8 protein-coding genes, 3 tRNA genes and 2 pseudogenes are annotated in these 14,020 nt (G+C 65.8%); 9 read left to right on the top strand and 4 right to left on the bottom strand.

Annotated elements, in window-relative coordinates; translation table 11 throughout:
* The first annotated feature begins 171 nt into the window (after nt 1-171).
* From tig to ACHMXA_RS20205, 9 genes and pseudogenes are all read left to right on the top strand, one after another.
* Nucleotides 172-1,488, top strand: a complete 1,317-nt coding sequence (gene tig / locus ACHMXA_RS20245) for a trigger factor (RefSeq protein ID WP_176666628.1) — start codon at nt 172-174, stop codon at nt 1,486-1,488.
* 114 nt (nt 1,489-1,602) lie between these two features.
* Entirely contained in the window at nt 1,603-2,211 is a 609-nt protein-coding gene (gene clpP, locus ACHMXA_RS20240; RefSeq protein ID WP_176666627.1) for an ATP-dependent Clp endopeptidase proteolytic subunit ClpP, read from the top strand.
* A 107-nt stretch (nt 2,212-2,318) separates the two neighbouring features.
* Nucleotides 2,319-3,578, top strand: a pseudogene (gene clpX / locus ACHMXA_RS20235) (ATP-dependent Clp protease ATP-binding subunit ClpX); the annotation flags it as partial.
* A gap of 28 nt (nt 3,579-3,606) precedes the next feature.
* A pseudogene (lon, locus tag ACHMXA_RS20230) lies at nt 3,607-6,049 on the top strand (endopeptidase La).
* 61 nt (nt 6,050-6,110) lie between these two features.
* Nucleotides 6,111-6,186, top strand: a tRNA-Gly gene (locus tag ACHMXA_RS20225).
* Nucleotides 6,187-6,249: 63 nt separating this feature from the next.
* Nucleotides 6,250-6,323: transfer RNA gene (locus ACHMXA_RS20220), tRNA-Cys, on the top strand.
* A 100-nt stretch (nt 6,324-6,423) separates the two neighbouring features.
* Nucleotides 6,424-6,515 (top strand) — tRNA-Leu (locus ACHMXA_RS20215).
* A 20-nt stretch (nt 6,516-6,535) separates the two neighbouring features.
* Nucleotides 6,536-7,177 (top strand): DUF6806 family protein, encoded by a 642-nt coding sequence (locus ACHMXA_RS20210; protein ID WP_176666624.1) that lies wholly within the window; start codon nt 6,536-6,538, stop codon nt 7,175-7,177.
* A 49-nt stretch (nt 7,178-7,226) separates the two neighbouring features.
* Nucleotides 7,227-8,525, top strand: coding sequence for an MFS transporter (locus tag ACHMXA_RS20205; protein ID WP_176666623.1), 1,299 nt, complete (start codon nt 7,227-7,229; stop codon nt 8,523-8,525).
* A gap of 11 nt (nt 8,526-8,536) precedes the next feature.
* Here ACHMXA_RS20205 and ACHMXA_RS20200 read toward each other — a convergent pair whose 3' ends face one another.
* From ACHMXA_RS20200 to ACHMXA_RS20185, 4 genes are all read right to left on the bottom strand, one after another.
* Nucleotides 8,537-10,744, bottom strand: a complete 2,208-nt coding sequence (locus tag ACHMXA_RS20200) for an Ig-like domain-containing protein (RefSeq protein WP_176666622.1) — start codon at nt 10,742-10,744, stop codon at nt 8,537-8,539.
* A gap of 89 nt (nt 10,745-10,833) precedes the next feature.
* Nucleotides 10,834-11,679 (bottom strand): hypothetical protein, encoded by an 846-nt coding sequence (locus ACHMXA_RS20195; protein WP_395316279.1) that lies wholly within the window; start codon nt 11,677-11,679, stop codon nt 10,834-10,836.
* Complete coding sequence (murI, locus tag ACHMXA_RS20190) at nt 11,646-12,434, bottom strand: glutamate racemase (protein WP_176666620.1); 789 nt, start codon at nt 12,432-12,434, stop codon at nt 11,646-11,648. Before murI ends, ACHMXA_RS20195 begins: the two co-directional genes overlap by 34 nt.
* Nucleotide 12,435: 1 nt before the next feature.
* Complete coding sequence (locus tag ACHMXA_RS20185; RefSeq protein ID WP_093306281.1) at nt 12,436-13,989, bottom strand: fumarate hydratase; 1,554 nt, start codon at nt 13,987-13,989, stop codon at nt 12,436-12,438.
* Nucleotides 13,990-14,020 lie beyond the last annotated feature (31 nt).

Raw genomic sequence — 14,020 nt, 5'->3', positions numbered from 1 at the left:
CTTGGCCCGCTCAGAACGGGCGCTTCCAGCCGATTAGAATCATCGGTTGCCCAGTTTTGCAGGCGGCACGCACGTGCCTCCGCATAAATCCCGCGAGCGCGTGTAAGTCCTTGATCTGTATTGATAAAAAGATGCAGGCCCCGCGCACCAGCCCCTTACCAGGAAGACATCATGACCGTGACCGTTGAAACTCTCGAGAAGCTCGAACGCAAGATCACGCTGACCCTGCCGGTCGGCACCATCCAGTCCGAAGTCGATTCGCGCCTCAAGAAGCTCGCGCGCACCGTCAAGATGGACGGCTTCCGTCCCGGCAAGGTGCCGATGAACGTCGTGGCCCAGCGCTATGGCTACTCGGTGCACTACGAAGTCATGAACGACAAGGTCGGCGAGGCCTTCTCGCAAGCCGCGAACGAAGCCAAGCTGCGCGTCGCCGGCCAGCCCCGCATCACCGAGAAGGAAGACGCGCCTGAAGGCGAACTGGCCTTCGACGCGGTCTTCGAAGTGTTCCCCGACGTCAAGATCAACGACCTGTCGGGCGCCGAAGTCGAGAAGCTGTCGGCCGAAGTCGGCGATGACGCCATCGACAAGACCCTGGACATCCTGCGCAAGCAGCGCCGCACCTTCGCCCAGCGCGCGCAAGACGCCGTGGCCCAGGACAGCGACCGCGTGACCGTCGACTTCGAAGGCAAGATCGACGGCGAGCCCTTCCAGGGCGGCAAGGCCGAAGACTTCCAGTTCGTCGTCGGCGAAGGCCAGATGCTCAAGGAATTCGAAGACGCCGTGCGCGGCATGAAGGCCGGCGACAGCCGCACCTTCCCGCTGTCGTTCCCGGCCGACTACCACGGCAAGGACGTGGCCGGCAAGCAGGCCGACTTCCTCGTCACCGTGAAGAAGATCGAAGCCTCGCACCTGCCCGAAGTCAACGAGCAGCTCGCCAAGTCGCTCGGCATCGCCGAAGCCACGGTCGAAGGCCTGCGCGCCGACATCAAGCGCAACCTCGAGCGAGAAGTGAAGTTCCGCCTGCTGGCCCGCAACAAGAACGCCGTGATGGACGCCCTGGTGGCCAACGCCGAGCTCGACCTGCCCAACGCCAGCGTGCAGTCGGAAGTCAACCGCATGGTCGAAGGCGCCCGCGCCGAGCTGAAGCAGCGCGGCATCAAGGACGCCGACAAGGCTCCGATCCCCGACGAAGTGTTCCGCCCGCAAGCCGAGCGCCGCGTGCGCCTGGGCCTGGTGGTCGCCGAACTGGTGCGTGCCAACAACCTGCAGGCCAAGCCCGAGCAGATCAAGGCCCACATCGACGAGCTGGCCGCCAGCTACGAGAAGCCGGCCGACGTGGTGCGCTGGTACTTCAGCGACAACAACCGCCTGGCGGAAGTCGAAGCCGTCGTCATCGAGAACAACGTGACCGATTTCGTGCTGAGCAAGGCCAAGGTCAACGAAAAGTCGGTGTCGTTCGACGAACTGATGGCTCAGCAGCAGGGCTGATCTCCGTCTCGCCCGCAACGCCAATGGGGCTTGTGCTTTGCGGCACGAGCCCCATTTCACTCAGGCGTACAGTTCAGAAACAGCGAACGATTCCATTTCCCGGAGAGCAAATACATGAGCGCACAGGATATCCAGGCCCTCGGCATGATCCCGATGGTCATCGAGCAATCCGGCCGCGGCGAGCGGTCGTATGACATCTATTCGCGTCTCCTCAAGGAGCGCATCATCTTCCTGGTGGGCGAGGTCAACGACCAGACCGCCAACCTCGTGGTGGCCCAGCTGCTGTTCCTCGAGAGCGAGAACCCGGACAAGGACATTTCCTTCTACATCAACTCCCCGGGCGGCAGCGTGAGCGCCGGCATGGCCATCTACGACACCATGCAGTTCATCAAGCCCGACGTGTCGACCATGTGCCTGGGCTTCGCGGCCAGCATGGGCGCCTTCCTGCTGGCAGCCGGCGAGAAGGGCAAGCGCTTCTCGCTGCCCAACTCGAAGATCATGATCCACCAAGTGCTCGGCGGCGCACGCGGCCAGGCGACCGACATCGAGATCCACGCCCGGGACATCCTGCGTACGAAGGACCAGATGAACCGCATCCTGGCCGAACGCACCGGCCAGCCGCTGGAAAAGGTCAAGGCCGACACCGAACGCGACTATTTCCTCACGGCCGACGAGGCCAAGGACTACGGCCTGGTGGACCAGGTCGTCGCCAAGCGCGGTTGAACGCCGGCGCCGAGGGCGCCAAATGGCAAAAAACGGCGTTTTCCACACGGGAAACGCCGTTTTTGTTTAGTTATCATTGTCCCTACCCTGTAACGAGGCAAATGTCCATGGCCGATAAAAAAGGCTCCTCCAGCGAAAAAACGCTTTATTGCTCGTTCTGCGGCAAGAGCCAGCACGAGGTCAAGAAGCTGATCGCGGGCCCTTCGGTCTTCATCTGCGACGAGTGCATCGACCTTTGCAACGAGATCATCCGCGACGAACTCCCGGCGGGTGAGGAAGCGCGCGAGGCGCGCAACGACCTGCCCACGCCGCTGGAGATCAAGGCCAACCTCGACAACTACGTGATCGGCCAGGAGCCGGCCAAGCGCATGCTGTCGGTGGCCGTCTACAACCACTACAAGCGCCTGCGCCACAAGGAAAAGGCCAAGGGCGACGACGTGGAGCTCAGCAAGAGCAACATCCTGCTGATCGGCCCCACCGGCTCGGGCAAGACGCTGCTGGCGCAGACGCTGGCGCGCATGCTCGACGTGCCCTTCGTGATGGCCGACGCCACCACGCTGACTGAAGCCGGCTACGTGGGTGAAGACGTCGAGAACATCATCCAGAAGCTGCTGCAGAGCTGCAACTACGAGGTCGAGCGCGCCCAGCGCGGCATCGTCTACATCGACGAGATCGACAAGATCTCGCGCAAGTCCGACAACCCCTCGATCACGCGCGACGTGTCGGGCGAGGGCGTGCAGCAGGCGCTGCTGAAGCTCATCGAAGGCACCATGGCCAGCGTGCCGCCGCAGGGCGGGCGCAAGCATCCGAACCAGGACTTCCTGCAGATCGACACGACCAACATCCTTTTCATCTGCGGCGGCGCGTTCGCGGGCCTGGAGAAGGTCATCGAAAACCGCACCGAAGCCTCGGGCATTGGCTTCGGCGCTTCGGTCAAGAGCAAGCAGCAGCGCAGCCTCACCGAGGTGTTCCGCGAAGTCGAGCCCGAAGACCTGATCAAGTTCGGCCTGATCCCCGAGCTGGTGGGCCGCATGCCCGTGGTCGCCTCACTCGCGGAGCTCAGCGAGGACGCGCTGGTCCAGATCCTCACCGAGCCCAAGAACGCGGTGGTGAAGCAGTTCACCAAGCTGCTGCAGATGGAGGGCGTGGACCTCGAGATCCGCCCCGCGGCGCTCAAGGCGATCGCCCGCAAGGCGCTGGCACGAAAGACCGGTGCGCGCGGTTTGCGTTCGATCCTTGAACAGTCACTGATCGACACCATGTTCGAATTGCCGAACGCGACCAATGTCGACAAGGTGGTGGTCGAGGAATCGACCATCGACGAAAACAAGCCCCCGCTGCTCGTGTACCGCGAAGCGGCGAAAAGGCTTAAAGCCAAAGACGCGAAGGATCTGCATGTCTGGCCATACCCCTCTGCCTCCCGAAGCCCTCGACCTGCCGCTGCTGCCGCTGCGCGACGTCGTGGTGTTTCCACACATGGTGATCCCGCTGTTCGTGGGGCGCCCCAAGAGCATCAAGGCGCTCGAACTCGCCATGGAGGCGGAGCGCCGCATCATGCTGGTGGCCCAGAAGGCCGCCGCCAAGGACGAGCCCTCGGTCGAGGACATGTTCGAGGTCGGCTGCGTCTCGACCATCCTGCAGATGCTCAAGCTGCCCGACGGCACGGTGAAGGTGCTGGTCGAAGGCCAGCAGCGCGCCCGCGTGAACCGCATCGATGACGGCGAGACCCACTTCTCGGCCAACGTGACGCCCGTCGAGGCGCCCGAAGGCGGCGAGAAGGGCACCGAGGTCGAGGCGCTGCGCCGCGCGGTGATGCAGCAGTTCGACCAGTACGTCAAGCTGAACAAGAAGATCCCGCCCGAGATCCTCACCTCGATCTCGAGCATCGACGATCCGGGCCGCCTGGCCGACACCATCGCCGCCCACCTGCCGCTCAAGCTCGACAACAAGCAGGCCGTGCTGGACCTCGACGACGTCAAGGCTCGCCTGGAGAACCTGTTCGGCCAGCTCGAGCGCGAAGTCGACATACTGAACGTCGACAAGAAGATCCGTGGGCGCGTGAAGCGCCAGATGGAGAAGAACCAGCGCGACTTCTACCTCAACGAGCAGGTCAAGGCCATCCAGAAGGAGCTCGGCGAGGGCGAAGAGGGCGCGGACATCGAGGAGATCGAGAAGAAGATCAAGCTCGCGAAGATGTCCAAGGAAGGCCTGAAGAAGGCCGAGGGCGAGCTCAAGAAGCTCAAGCTCATGTCGCCCATGTCGGCCGAGGCCACCGTGGTGCGCAACTACATCGACGTGCTGATCGGCCTGCCGTGGAGCAAGAAGACCAAGATCAAGCACGACCTCGCCAACGCCGAGGCGGTGCTCAACGCCGACCACTACGGCCTGGAGAAGGTCAAGGACCGCATCCTCGAATATCTCGCGGTGCAGCAGCGCGTGGACAAGGTCAAGGCGCCGATCCTGTGCCTCGTGGGACCTCCGGGCGTGGGCAAGACCTCGCTGGGGCAGTCGATCGCCAAGGCGACCGGCCGCAAGTACACCCGCATGGCGCTGGGCGGCATGCGCGACGAAGCCGAGATCCGCGGCCACCGCCGCACCTACATCGGCGCGCTGCCGGGCAAGGTGCTGCAGGGCCTGAGCAAGATCGGCACGCGCAATCCGCTGTTCCTGCTGGACGAAATCGACAAGCTGGGCACCGACTTCCGTGGCGACCCGTCGAGCGCGCTGCTGGAGGTGCTCGACCCCGAGCAGAACCACACCTTCGGCGACCACTACGTGGAAGTCGACTTCGACCTGAGCGACGTGATGTTCGTCGCCACCTCGAATTCGATGAACATCCCGCCGGCGCTGCTGGACCGCATGGAAGTCATCCGCCTCTCGGGCTACACCGAGGACGAGAAGACCAACATCGCGATCAAGTACCTGCTGCCCAAGCAGATGAAGAACAACGGCGTGAAGGACGACGAACTGTTCGTCACCGAAGAGGCCGTGCGCGACATCGTGCGCTACTACACGCGTGAAGCGGGCGTCCGTTCGCTCGAGCGCGAACTGTCCAAGATCTGCCGCAAGGTGGTGAAGGGCCTGCTGCTCAAGCAGCTCACGCCCAAGGTCACCGTCGACGGCGCGAACCTCAACGAGTTCCTCGGCGTGCGCAAGTACACCTTCGGACTCGCGGAGAAGCAGAACCAGGTCGGCCAGGTGGTCGGCCTCGCGTGGACCGAAGTCGGCGGCGACCTGCTGACGATCGAGGCCGTGACCATGCCCGGCAAGGGCGTGATCAGCCGCACCGGTTCGCTGGGCGACGTGATGAAGGAGTCTGTCGAGGCCGCGCGCACCGTGGTGCGCAGCCGCTCGCGCCGGCTCGGCATCAAGGACGAGATGTTCGAGAAGCGCGACATCCACATCCACGTGCCCGACGGCGCCACGCCGAAGGACGGCCCGAGCGCGGGCGCTGCGATGACGACGGCCTTCGTGTCGGCGCTCACGGGCATTCCGGTGCGCGGCGACGTCGCGATGACCGGCGAGATCACGCTGCGAGGCGAGGTCACCGCCATCGGCGGCCTGAAGGAAAAGCTGCTGGCCGCGCTGCGCGGCGGCATCAAGACCGTGCTGATCCCGGAAGAGAACGCCAAGGACCTGCAGGAGATCCCCGAGAACGTGAAGAACGGCCTCGAGATCGTGCCGGTGAAGTGGATCGACAAGGTTCTCGAGATCGCTCTCGAAGAAGCAGCCCGAGCCGCTGTCCGACGAAGAGGTCGCTGCGTCCGCTGCTGCGATGGCCGAACTGGCCAAGCAGCGCACGCCGGCACCGGCCTCCGAAGGCTCGGTCAAGCACTGATCGAACGGTCGCAAAAGTTGCGGGACCTTGAAAAATTGGTATATACTTCAAGGCTCGAAACGCGGGAATAGCTCAGTTGGTAGAGCGCAACCTTGCCAAGGTTGAGGTCGAGAGTTCGAGACTCTTTTCCCGCTCCAGTTTTGAAAAAGGGAAGCTCCAGCTTCCCTTTTTTTCGCTAGTTCGATTTCGTATTTCTGCGTGGCGCGATAGCAAAGCGGTTATGCAACGGATTGCAAATCCGTCTAGTCCGGTTCGACTCCGGATCGCGCCTCCACTCTCTCGGTTCAAACTGATTCGACCCCGAACGCCAAGCCCCGCCAACCGACGTTGCCGGGGCTTGTTTTATTTGGGTTATCGTCGATGTCCAACCTGACGCCCGGATGGTGAAATTGGTAGACACATCGGACTTAAAATCCGCCGCTTCCTTAATCGGGGCATACGGGTTCGACCCCCGTTCCGGGTACCACTCTTACAAGGGAGCATTAGATGCCTCGCTACAACGCTCCATTTGAAATTCATGTGCACGGCGACGTGCCGCTGCGTGCGGACGCGACCTTCGAGCAGATCCAGGAGGCGCTCAAGCCGCTGTGGAAATACGCCGGTGCCAAATCGCTGGCCGACGGCGCCACCAGCAGCTACGAGGAAGAACCCGGCATCCGTTTCGAGCAGAAGGACCACATGCTCCAGATGTGCTGGACCGTGGCCGGCGACGAGGACTTCCGCCAGGCGCTCGACGAGATGTGCATGGGCCTGAACGAACTCTCAGAGCGTGGAGCCGCCATCGAGGTCACTTTCTACGACACCGACTTCGACGAGGAAGAGGGCGACCCCGAGGAAGAATCGCGCGACGACTTCGTGATGCTGTTCGTCGGCCCCAACCCGGCCGCGATCATGCAGGTGCAGCGCGACTTGCTGGTGGAAGACGTGGTCAACCTCATGGAGCGCCACTTCGACGGCTCCGAACTGGGTGGCGTGGTCGCCGAGATCGATCGCCTCTTCAGCGACCGTTTCGATGCGCTCGTGAATTCGCTCGAGATCGGCAAGCGCCCGCGCGGCACCGGCGGTTCGGGCAGCGGAGGCAGTGGCGGCGGGCATGGCGGCGGCCGCCGTCCGCGCCACCTGCACTGATTCCGCGGCACCCCGCGAAGACGCGCCACAACAAGCCACAGGCCCTCGCATGGCCCTGTTCCCCGCCTCGGCGCTGAGACCGGGCGTGCGCAAGCGCGAGGTGTTCGGCTGGGCGATGTACGACTTCGCCAACTCGGGCTACACCACGGTCGTCATCACCGCTGTGTTCGCCGCCTACTTCGTGGGCGGTATCGCCAAGGGCGCTCCATGGGCCGCCTTTGCGTGGACCGCGGCGCTCAGCACCTCGTACGCCATCGTGATGCTCACGATGCCCGCCATCGGCGCATGGGCCGACCTGCGCGCGGCCAAGAAACGCGTGCTCATGCTGGCGACCATCGGCTGCGTCTTCGCAACGGCGGCGCTTGCCATCACCCCCAGCTTCTCCGGCGCTGCCGGCGTGGCGCTGGCGATGGCGCTGATCGTCGTTTCCAACGCCTTCTACTCGTACGGCGAGTCGCTCACCGGCGCCTTCCTGCCTGAGCTCGCGACGGCCGAGGGAATGGGCAAGGTGAGCGGATGGGGCTGGGCCTTCGGCTACGTCGGCGGCATGCTCGCGCTGGGCATCTGCCTGGCCTACGTGCTGTGGTCTCAATCCAAGGGCCTGCCGGCGGCGCACTTCGTGCCGGTCACGATGCTGATCACGGCCGCCATCTACGGATTGGCCGCATGCGCCACCTTCGCCTTGCTGCCCGAGCGCGCACAGCCCAGGGCCGCCGATACCGGGCTCGGCGCCTGGCAGCAGCTGCGCGCAACCTACCGGCAGGCGCGGGCATATCGCGACTTCATGTGGCTGCTGGCATGCACCGTCTGCTACCAGGGCGGCGTGGCGGTGGCCATCACGCTCGCGGCCATCTATGCGGAACAGGTGATCGGCTTCGTGGCGAGCGAGACGATGGTGCTGATCTTCGTGCTCAACATCGCGGCGGCGCTGGGTGCCTTCGGCTTCGGCTACGTGCAGGACCGCGTCGGCCACAAGGTTTCGCTGGCCGGTACGCTGGCCGCGTGGATAGCGGTCTGCGTGATCGCCGCGATGGTCACCACCAAAGGCGGTTTCTGGTGGGCCGCGGCCATCGCGGGACTCTCGATGGGTTCGAGCCAGTCGGCCGGCCGCGCCATGACGGGCTACCTGGCACCGCCGCAGCAACTCGCCGAGTTCTTCGGCCTGTGGACCTTCGCGACGCGGCTGGCGAGCATCGTCGGCCCGCTGAGCTTCGGCGCCATCACCTGGATGACCGGCGGCAACCAGCGCATCGCGATCCTCTCGACGGCCGTGCTCTTCGTGGCGGGGCTGTTGCTGCTGCTGCCGATCGACATGCAGCGCGGCCGGCAAGCCGCGCTGCGCGCCTGATCAGGCTTCGATCAGGGCAGCCTGTCGCCGAACAGGCTGTCGTTGGTCAGCGGCCAGCCCACTTCTGGCGCATAGCGCACGGTCCAGTTCGCCGGGTTCTTCACACGCGCCGCGAAGGCGGCCAGGTCGGAGCGGTCGAGCGAGCCGGTGTAGATCGCGCTGGTCTGGTTGGCGGGACTCACTGTGAAGCTGAAGGCGGTGCCGGCGGTCGTGACGGCGTCGGGAATGGTGCCCGCGGTGCCACCGAGGGTGATGGTCGCGAGGTAGTCGCCGACGGCGGTGATCTGCCCCGCCACGCCGTCGCCCAGTCCGGCGATGGTGCCGCCTGCAATCGCATAGACGGTTTCCGACTTGCCGATGCCGCCCGGCGACCCGAGCGTGAAGCCCTTGTCCGCGATCGGATTGCCCGTGACGTCGGTCTGGATCGTCACGATGGTGCCTGCCGGCAGGTTCTGGTCGGCGGTCCAGAAGAAGGCCGTCTCGTTGGTGATGCCCGTGAACTCGTTGGTGCCGGACTTGCGGTCGCGGTCGGTGAACAGCACCTTCGTGCCGCCGTTCACCGCCTTCAGGAGCACGAAAGCGTAGGCGTCGGGCGCCTCGGCGTTGGCGGCCATGAAGAGCAGGTCGCCGGTGGCGAGCGTGGTGGCGCCGGCGGTGGTGGTGAAGCTCAGCGTCGTCGCGTCGCCGATGCCGGCAAAGGCGTTGCCGGTGGGGTCGGTGATCGCGTTGCCGTCGATGGTGACGTAGTAGCCGCTGCTCGCCGCCAGCGGTGCGGTCGGCACCAGCTTCAGCTTGTTGAAGGCCACCTGCAGGCGTGCGGCGGGGCTGCTGGCATCGAAGGTCTCGACCACGCTGCCGTCGGCCTTGTGCAGCACGATGCTGCCCGAGCCCAGGCGCACGGCTTCGTTGAACGTCAGCGTGAGCGATGCATCGAGGTTCACGCCCACGAGGCCCGCCAGCGATGCCTTCTTCAGCTTCGGCGCAGTGGTATCGACCAGGGGCGAACCCAGACGCACCACGAAGCCGTCGAATTTCTGGTCGGCGGGCGGCAGGTCCTTCGAGGCGGTCTTGCCGTCCCACTTGGTATCGCCGTTGTCCAGCAGCAGCTGGACCTCCGTACCGGCCTTCACGGGGCCGGGCACCTCCACGACGGACTCGAAGCTGCCGCCGGTTTTCTTCGACAGCGAATCGAGGTCGTTCGACAGCTCGACCGGTGCGCTGCCGGGATTGCCGTTCCATGCGAAGAGCGCGAAGTTTCGCTCCACGTCCGGGCTCGCGGGGCCTGCAGGGCCGGCGACGATCAGGTAGTTGCCATCGGTGCCCTTGTCGATCGAGCGGATGCCGCGGCCGCCCAGTTCGAGCTCGATGGGCGCACCGAAGGCGGCCTGGGTGGCGGTGCCTGCGACCAGCGCCGCGTAGTTCTGCAGCGGCACGATCAGCGCCTTGGAGCGCACGGTGGCACCCGTCTGCGGCGCGCGGAAACCGAGCCACAGCGCGGTGTCGCCCGGCGAGCTGGTCATGCCCTCGATGGAGAAGCCGTCGACCCGCTCAGGCGCGATGCCGGCGCCGGCCGACACGGCAAAGCCGAAGTGATTGGCGCCGAGGCCGTGCGCGTTGCCGGAATCCCAGGCGATGAGCTGCGCCTCGAGCAGCGCGAACTGGCCGACATAGTCGAACGCGGTGGCCGCGCCGGTGCCGCTCACCTTGACGGCGAACAGGTGCGATCGGTCGGAGACGGCGTCCGCGCCGTCCTTCTTGTTGCTGTTGGAGCCGGTGAGGTACAGCGTGTCGCCGATGCGCGTGGCGGCCTCGAGGTCGAGTTCCTTGGCGAGCTTGGGGCCTTCGAGCTTGTAGCTCCATTCCTTCACCGCGGCGCCGCCGGCGCGCGGGTAGACGCGCAGTACGTTGGCTTCGTCGTCCGCCACGATCATGAAGTTGTCGGGCAGGGCGATGGCGGTCGATGCGTCGGACGAGCCCTCGGTGGTGCCCGCATTGGGCGTGAATCGTGCCTTGGAAACGAGCTGGTCGGGCTCAGGCTGCGCGGCGGGCGGCTGCGCCGGTGGCTGGGCAGCAGGAGGCGGCGCAGTGCTTGCCGGCGGAAAGATCGCGCCGAAACCGGAGCCACCGCCGCCGCCTCCGCAGGCGCCCAGCACGAGCGCAAGAGCGCCGGCGAGGATCATGGGCTTGAAGGGAATGCGGGCCTGGGAGAGTGAGTTCATCGTGCGCGGCAATACTTTTTGACAAACCGCGCATGCTGGTACTTCTGTATGACGGCCCGGTGAAAAGCGGGCCTTGAATCAGGCTCCCGTCAGGGGACTTGCTGCTGGAGCGACTTCGGCACCTTGTAGCGTTCGCCGTCGTAGCGCAGCGTGACGGTGTTGAACTTCGGGGGCAGCGCCTTCTCCACGCAACCCTGGTCTTCCAGCTCCTGCGCGCGGCTCTGCAGCAGCGTGCGCGACAGCTGCAGGTCGTCAAAGCCGTTGCTGCTGCCGTTGCCGACCGACACCATGGTGCGCAGCTTCTCGAAGTGGCCGGTACAGGTGGAGTCCCATCCGCCATGGTCGTGGTCGAGCTCGACCTCCTGCAGCACCTGGCGCAGCTGCTTGCCGTGGTGCACGTAGAGCCGCATGGTTTCGCTGGCCAGAGGGTTGCCGGGCGCGTTGCTGCCGCGATAGCGCACGCGCAGCCCGAAGGCGCGCGCCTCGGGCGAGAGCACGTAGCGCGAGGTGTCGATGCGCAGGTCCTGGATCGAGGTGGTGGCGTCCTCGTCGAGCGCCTCGGGCTGCATGAGGCGGCCGATCACGGTGTCGCGATCGGTATTGCCGTTGTCCGGGCGCTGGATCAGCAGGATCTCGATGTCGAACACCTTGGCGCCGCGGTCGGTGGTTTCGCGGGGCATCGGAAGAACGACGATGCTGCGTCCCGGAAAGGCCGGCCAGATCTTGCAGGCAGCGAGCCGCTCGTCGAGCTGGCGGTTGGGATGCAGCTTGGCGTGCATGCGCTCGGCAAGGCCGCTCTCGCAGGCCGCATGGCTCAGGCCGGCTGCCGAAAGACCCCAGGAGGAAGAGGGCGCAGGAGGCGATGCGGCGCGGCAGGCGCATGGTTGTCCGGTCGTCCGGCTCAGGCCGTGGCCGCGGCGGGAAGCCCGAGCCATTTCGCGGCAGCCGCCTCGAGCACGGCGACATCGCCGCTGCTCTGCAGCAGCAGACCGCCGCTGCCGCTGTCGGCAAGCCGGCCCGCCGATGCCAGCAGGCGCCGCGTCTGCTGCGCGACCGGCACGCCCGTGTCGATGAAGCGCAGCGTGGCCGGCGCATGCCTGCCCAGCTCGTCCTTCACCAGCGGATAGTGGGTGCAGCCGAGCACGACCGTGTCGACCTCGCCGGGCCGATCGCCGAAAGGGCCGGCCTCGGCCATGTAGCGTTCGGCCAGCGCCGCGATGCCGGCCGAGTCGAAACCTTCGATGGCCTTCACCAGCCCGTCGCAGGGCACGGGCCGGACATCGGCCGATCCTGCGAAGGAGGCGCGCAGGGTCGCGTATTTCGCGCTGGCCAGCGTGCCGCGCGTGGCCAGCACCGAGATGTGCCCCGTGCGGCTCGCAGCCACTGCAGGCTTGAGGCCGGGTTCCAGCCCCACGATCGGCAGGCTGGGGTGGTCGGCACGAAGCAGGTGGATGGCGGCAGTGGTCGCCGTGTTGCAGGCCACCACCAGCGCCTTGATGCCGTGCTCGCGCAGCAGGTGTTCGACCACCGCGCGCGAGCGCTCGATCACGTAGGCGTCTCCGCGTTCGCCGTAGGGCGCATAGGCCGTGTCGGCGAAGTAGACGAAGTGCTCGTGCGGGAGCTCGGCCCTCAGCGCGGCCAGCACGCTGAGGCCGCCGACCCCGCTGTCGAAGACGCCTACCGGGCTCAACTCAGGCTTCTTCCATCATGATGGTCTTGAACTCGCCCGTGGCGATGCGCTTCTGCCACTCGGCCGGGCCGGTGATGTGCGCGCTGGTGCCGCCGGCGTCGACCGCCACCGTCACGGGCATGTCGACCACGTCGAATTCGTAGATGGCTTCCATGCCCAGGTCCTCGAAGCCCACCACCTTGGCGGTCTTGATGGCCTTGCTGACCAGGTAGGCGGCGCCGCCCACGGCCATGAGGTAGGCGCTCTTGTGCTTCTTGATGGCCTCGATGGCGACCGGGCCGCGCTCGGCCTTGCCGATCATGGCGATCAGGCCGGTCTGCGCCAGCATCATTTCGGTGAAGCCGTCCATGCGGGTGGCGGTGGTGGGGCCGGCGGGGCCGACGGCCTCGTCCTTCACCGGATCGACCGGGCCGACGTAGTAGATGACGCGGTTGGTGAAATCGACCGGCAGCTTCTCGCCCTTGGCCAGCATGCCCTGGATGCGCTTGTGCGCGGCGTCGCGGCCGGTGAGCATCTTGCCGTTGAGCAGCAGGGTGTCGCCCGGCTTCCAGCTCGCCACTTCGGCGGGCGTGAGCTTGTCGAGGTCGACGCGCTTGCTCTTCTTTTCATCGGGGGCCCAGTTCACATCGGGCCACAGGTCGAGCGAGGGCGCTTCGAGGTAGACCGGGCCGCTGCCGTCCATCGTGAAGTGCGCGTGGCGCGTGGCCGCACAGTTGGGGATCATCGCCACGGGCTTGCTCGCCGCGTGCGTGGGATACATCTGGATCTTGACGTCCAGCACGGTGGCCAGGCCCCCCAGGCCCTGAGCGCCGATGCCCAGCGCGTTGACCTTCTCGTACAGCTCGACGCGCAGCGCCTCGACCTTGCTCAGCTCGGCGCCCGAGTTCTTCTTGGCCAGCAGCTCGTGCATGTCGAGGTCGTCCATCAGGCTTTCCTTGGCCATCAGGGCGGCCTTCTCGGCGGTGCCGCCGATGCCGATGCCCAGCATGCCCGGCGGGCACCAGCCGGCGCCCATGGTGGGCACTGTCTTGAGCACCCAGTCGACCACGCTGTCGCCGGGGTTCAGCATGACCAGCTTGCTCTTGTTCTCGCTGCCGCCGCCCTTGGCGGCCACGGTGACCTCGAGTTTGTCGCCCGGCACGATCTCCGTGAAGATCACCGCGGGCGTGTTGTCCTTGGTGTTCTTGCGGTCGAACTGCGGGTCGGCCACGACCGAGGCGCGCAGCGTGTTGTCGGGGTGGTTGTAGCCGCGGCGCACGCCTTCGTTGATGGCGTCGTCGAGGCTGCCCGTGAAGCCGCCCCAGCGCACGTCCATGCCCACCTTGAGGAACACGTTGACGATGCCGGTGTCCTGGCAGATCGGGCGCTGGCCGGTCGCGCTCATCTTGCTGTTGGTCAGGATCTGCGCGATGGCGTCCTTGGCCGCCGGGCTCTGCTCGCGCTCGTAGGCGCGGGCCAGGTGGGCGATGTAGTCGGCGGGGTGGTAGTAGCTGATGTACTGCAGCGCGGCGCTGATCGATTCGATCAGGTCGGCCTGCTGGATCGTGGTCGTCATGGTGGGGGGGCTTTGTAGGAGTGTGGAAACG

The organism is Variovorax sp. UC74_104, assembly GCF_044055375.1.
Lineage (GTDB): Bacteria > Pseudomonadota > Gammaproteobacteria > Burkholderiales > Burkholderiaceae_C > Variovorax.
Note: the sequence above shows the minus strand (reverse complement) of the source record. Positions and strands in the feature narration are given on the sequence as shown.

Excerpts from the sequence above, each read along its gene's own strand:
- tig (WP_176666628.1), top strand. The coding sequence starts at position 172 with ATGACCGTGACCGTTGAAACTCTCGAGAAGCTCGAACGCAAGATCACG.
- clpP (WP_176666627.1), top strand. The coding sequence starts at position 1,603 with ATGAGCGCACAGGATATCCAGGCCCTCGGCATGATCCCGATGGTCATC.
- ACHMXA_RS20210 (WP_176666624.1), top strand. The coding sequence starts at position 6,536 with ATGCCTCGCTACAACGCTCCATTTGAAATTCATGTGCACGGCGACGTG.
- ACHMXA_RS20205 (WP_176666623.1), top strand. The coding sequence starts at position 7,227 with ATGGCCCTGTTCCCCGCCTCGGCGCTGAGACCGGGCGTGCGCAAGCGC.
- ACHMXA_RS20200 (WP_176666622.1), bottom strand. The coding sequence starts at position 10,744 with ATGAACTCACTCTCCCAGGCCCGCATTCCCTTCAAGCCCATGATCCTC.
- ACHMXA_RS20195 (WP_395316279.1), bottom strand. The coding sequence starts at position 11,679 with ATGGCTCGGGCTTCCCGCCGCGGCCACGGCCTGAGCCGGACGACCGGA.
- ACHMXA_RS20185 (WP_093306281.1), bottom strand. The coding sequence starts at position 13,989 with ATGACGACCACGATCCAGCAGGCCGACCTGATCGAATCGATCAGCGCC.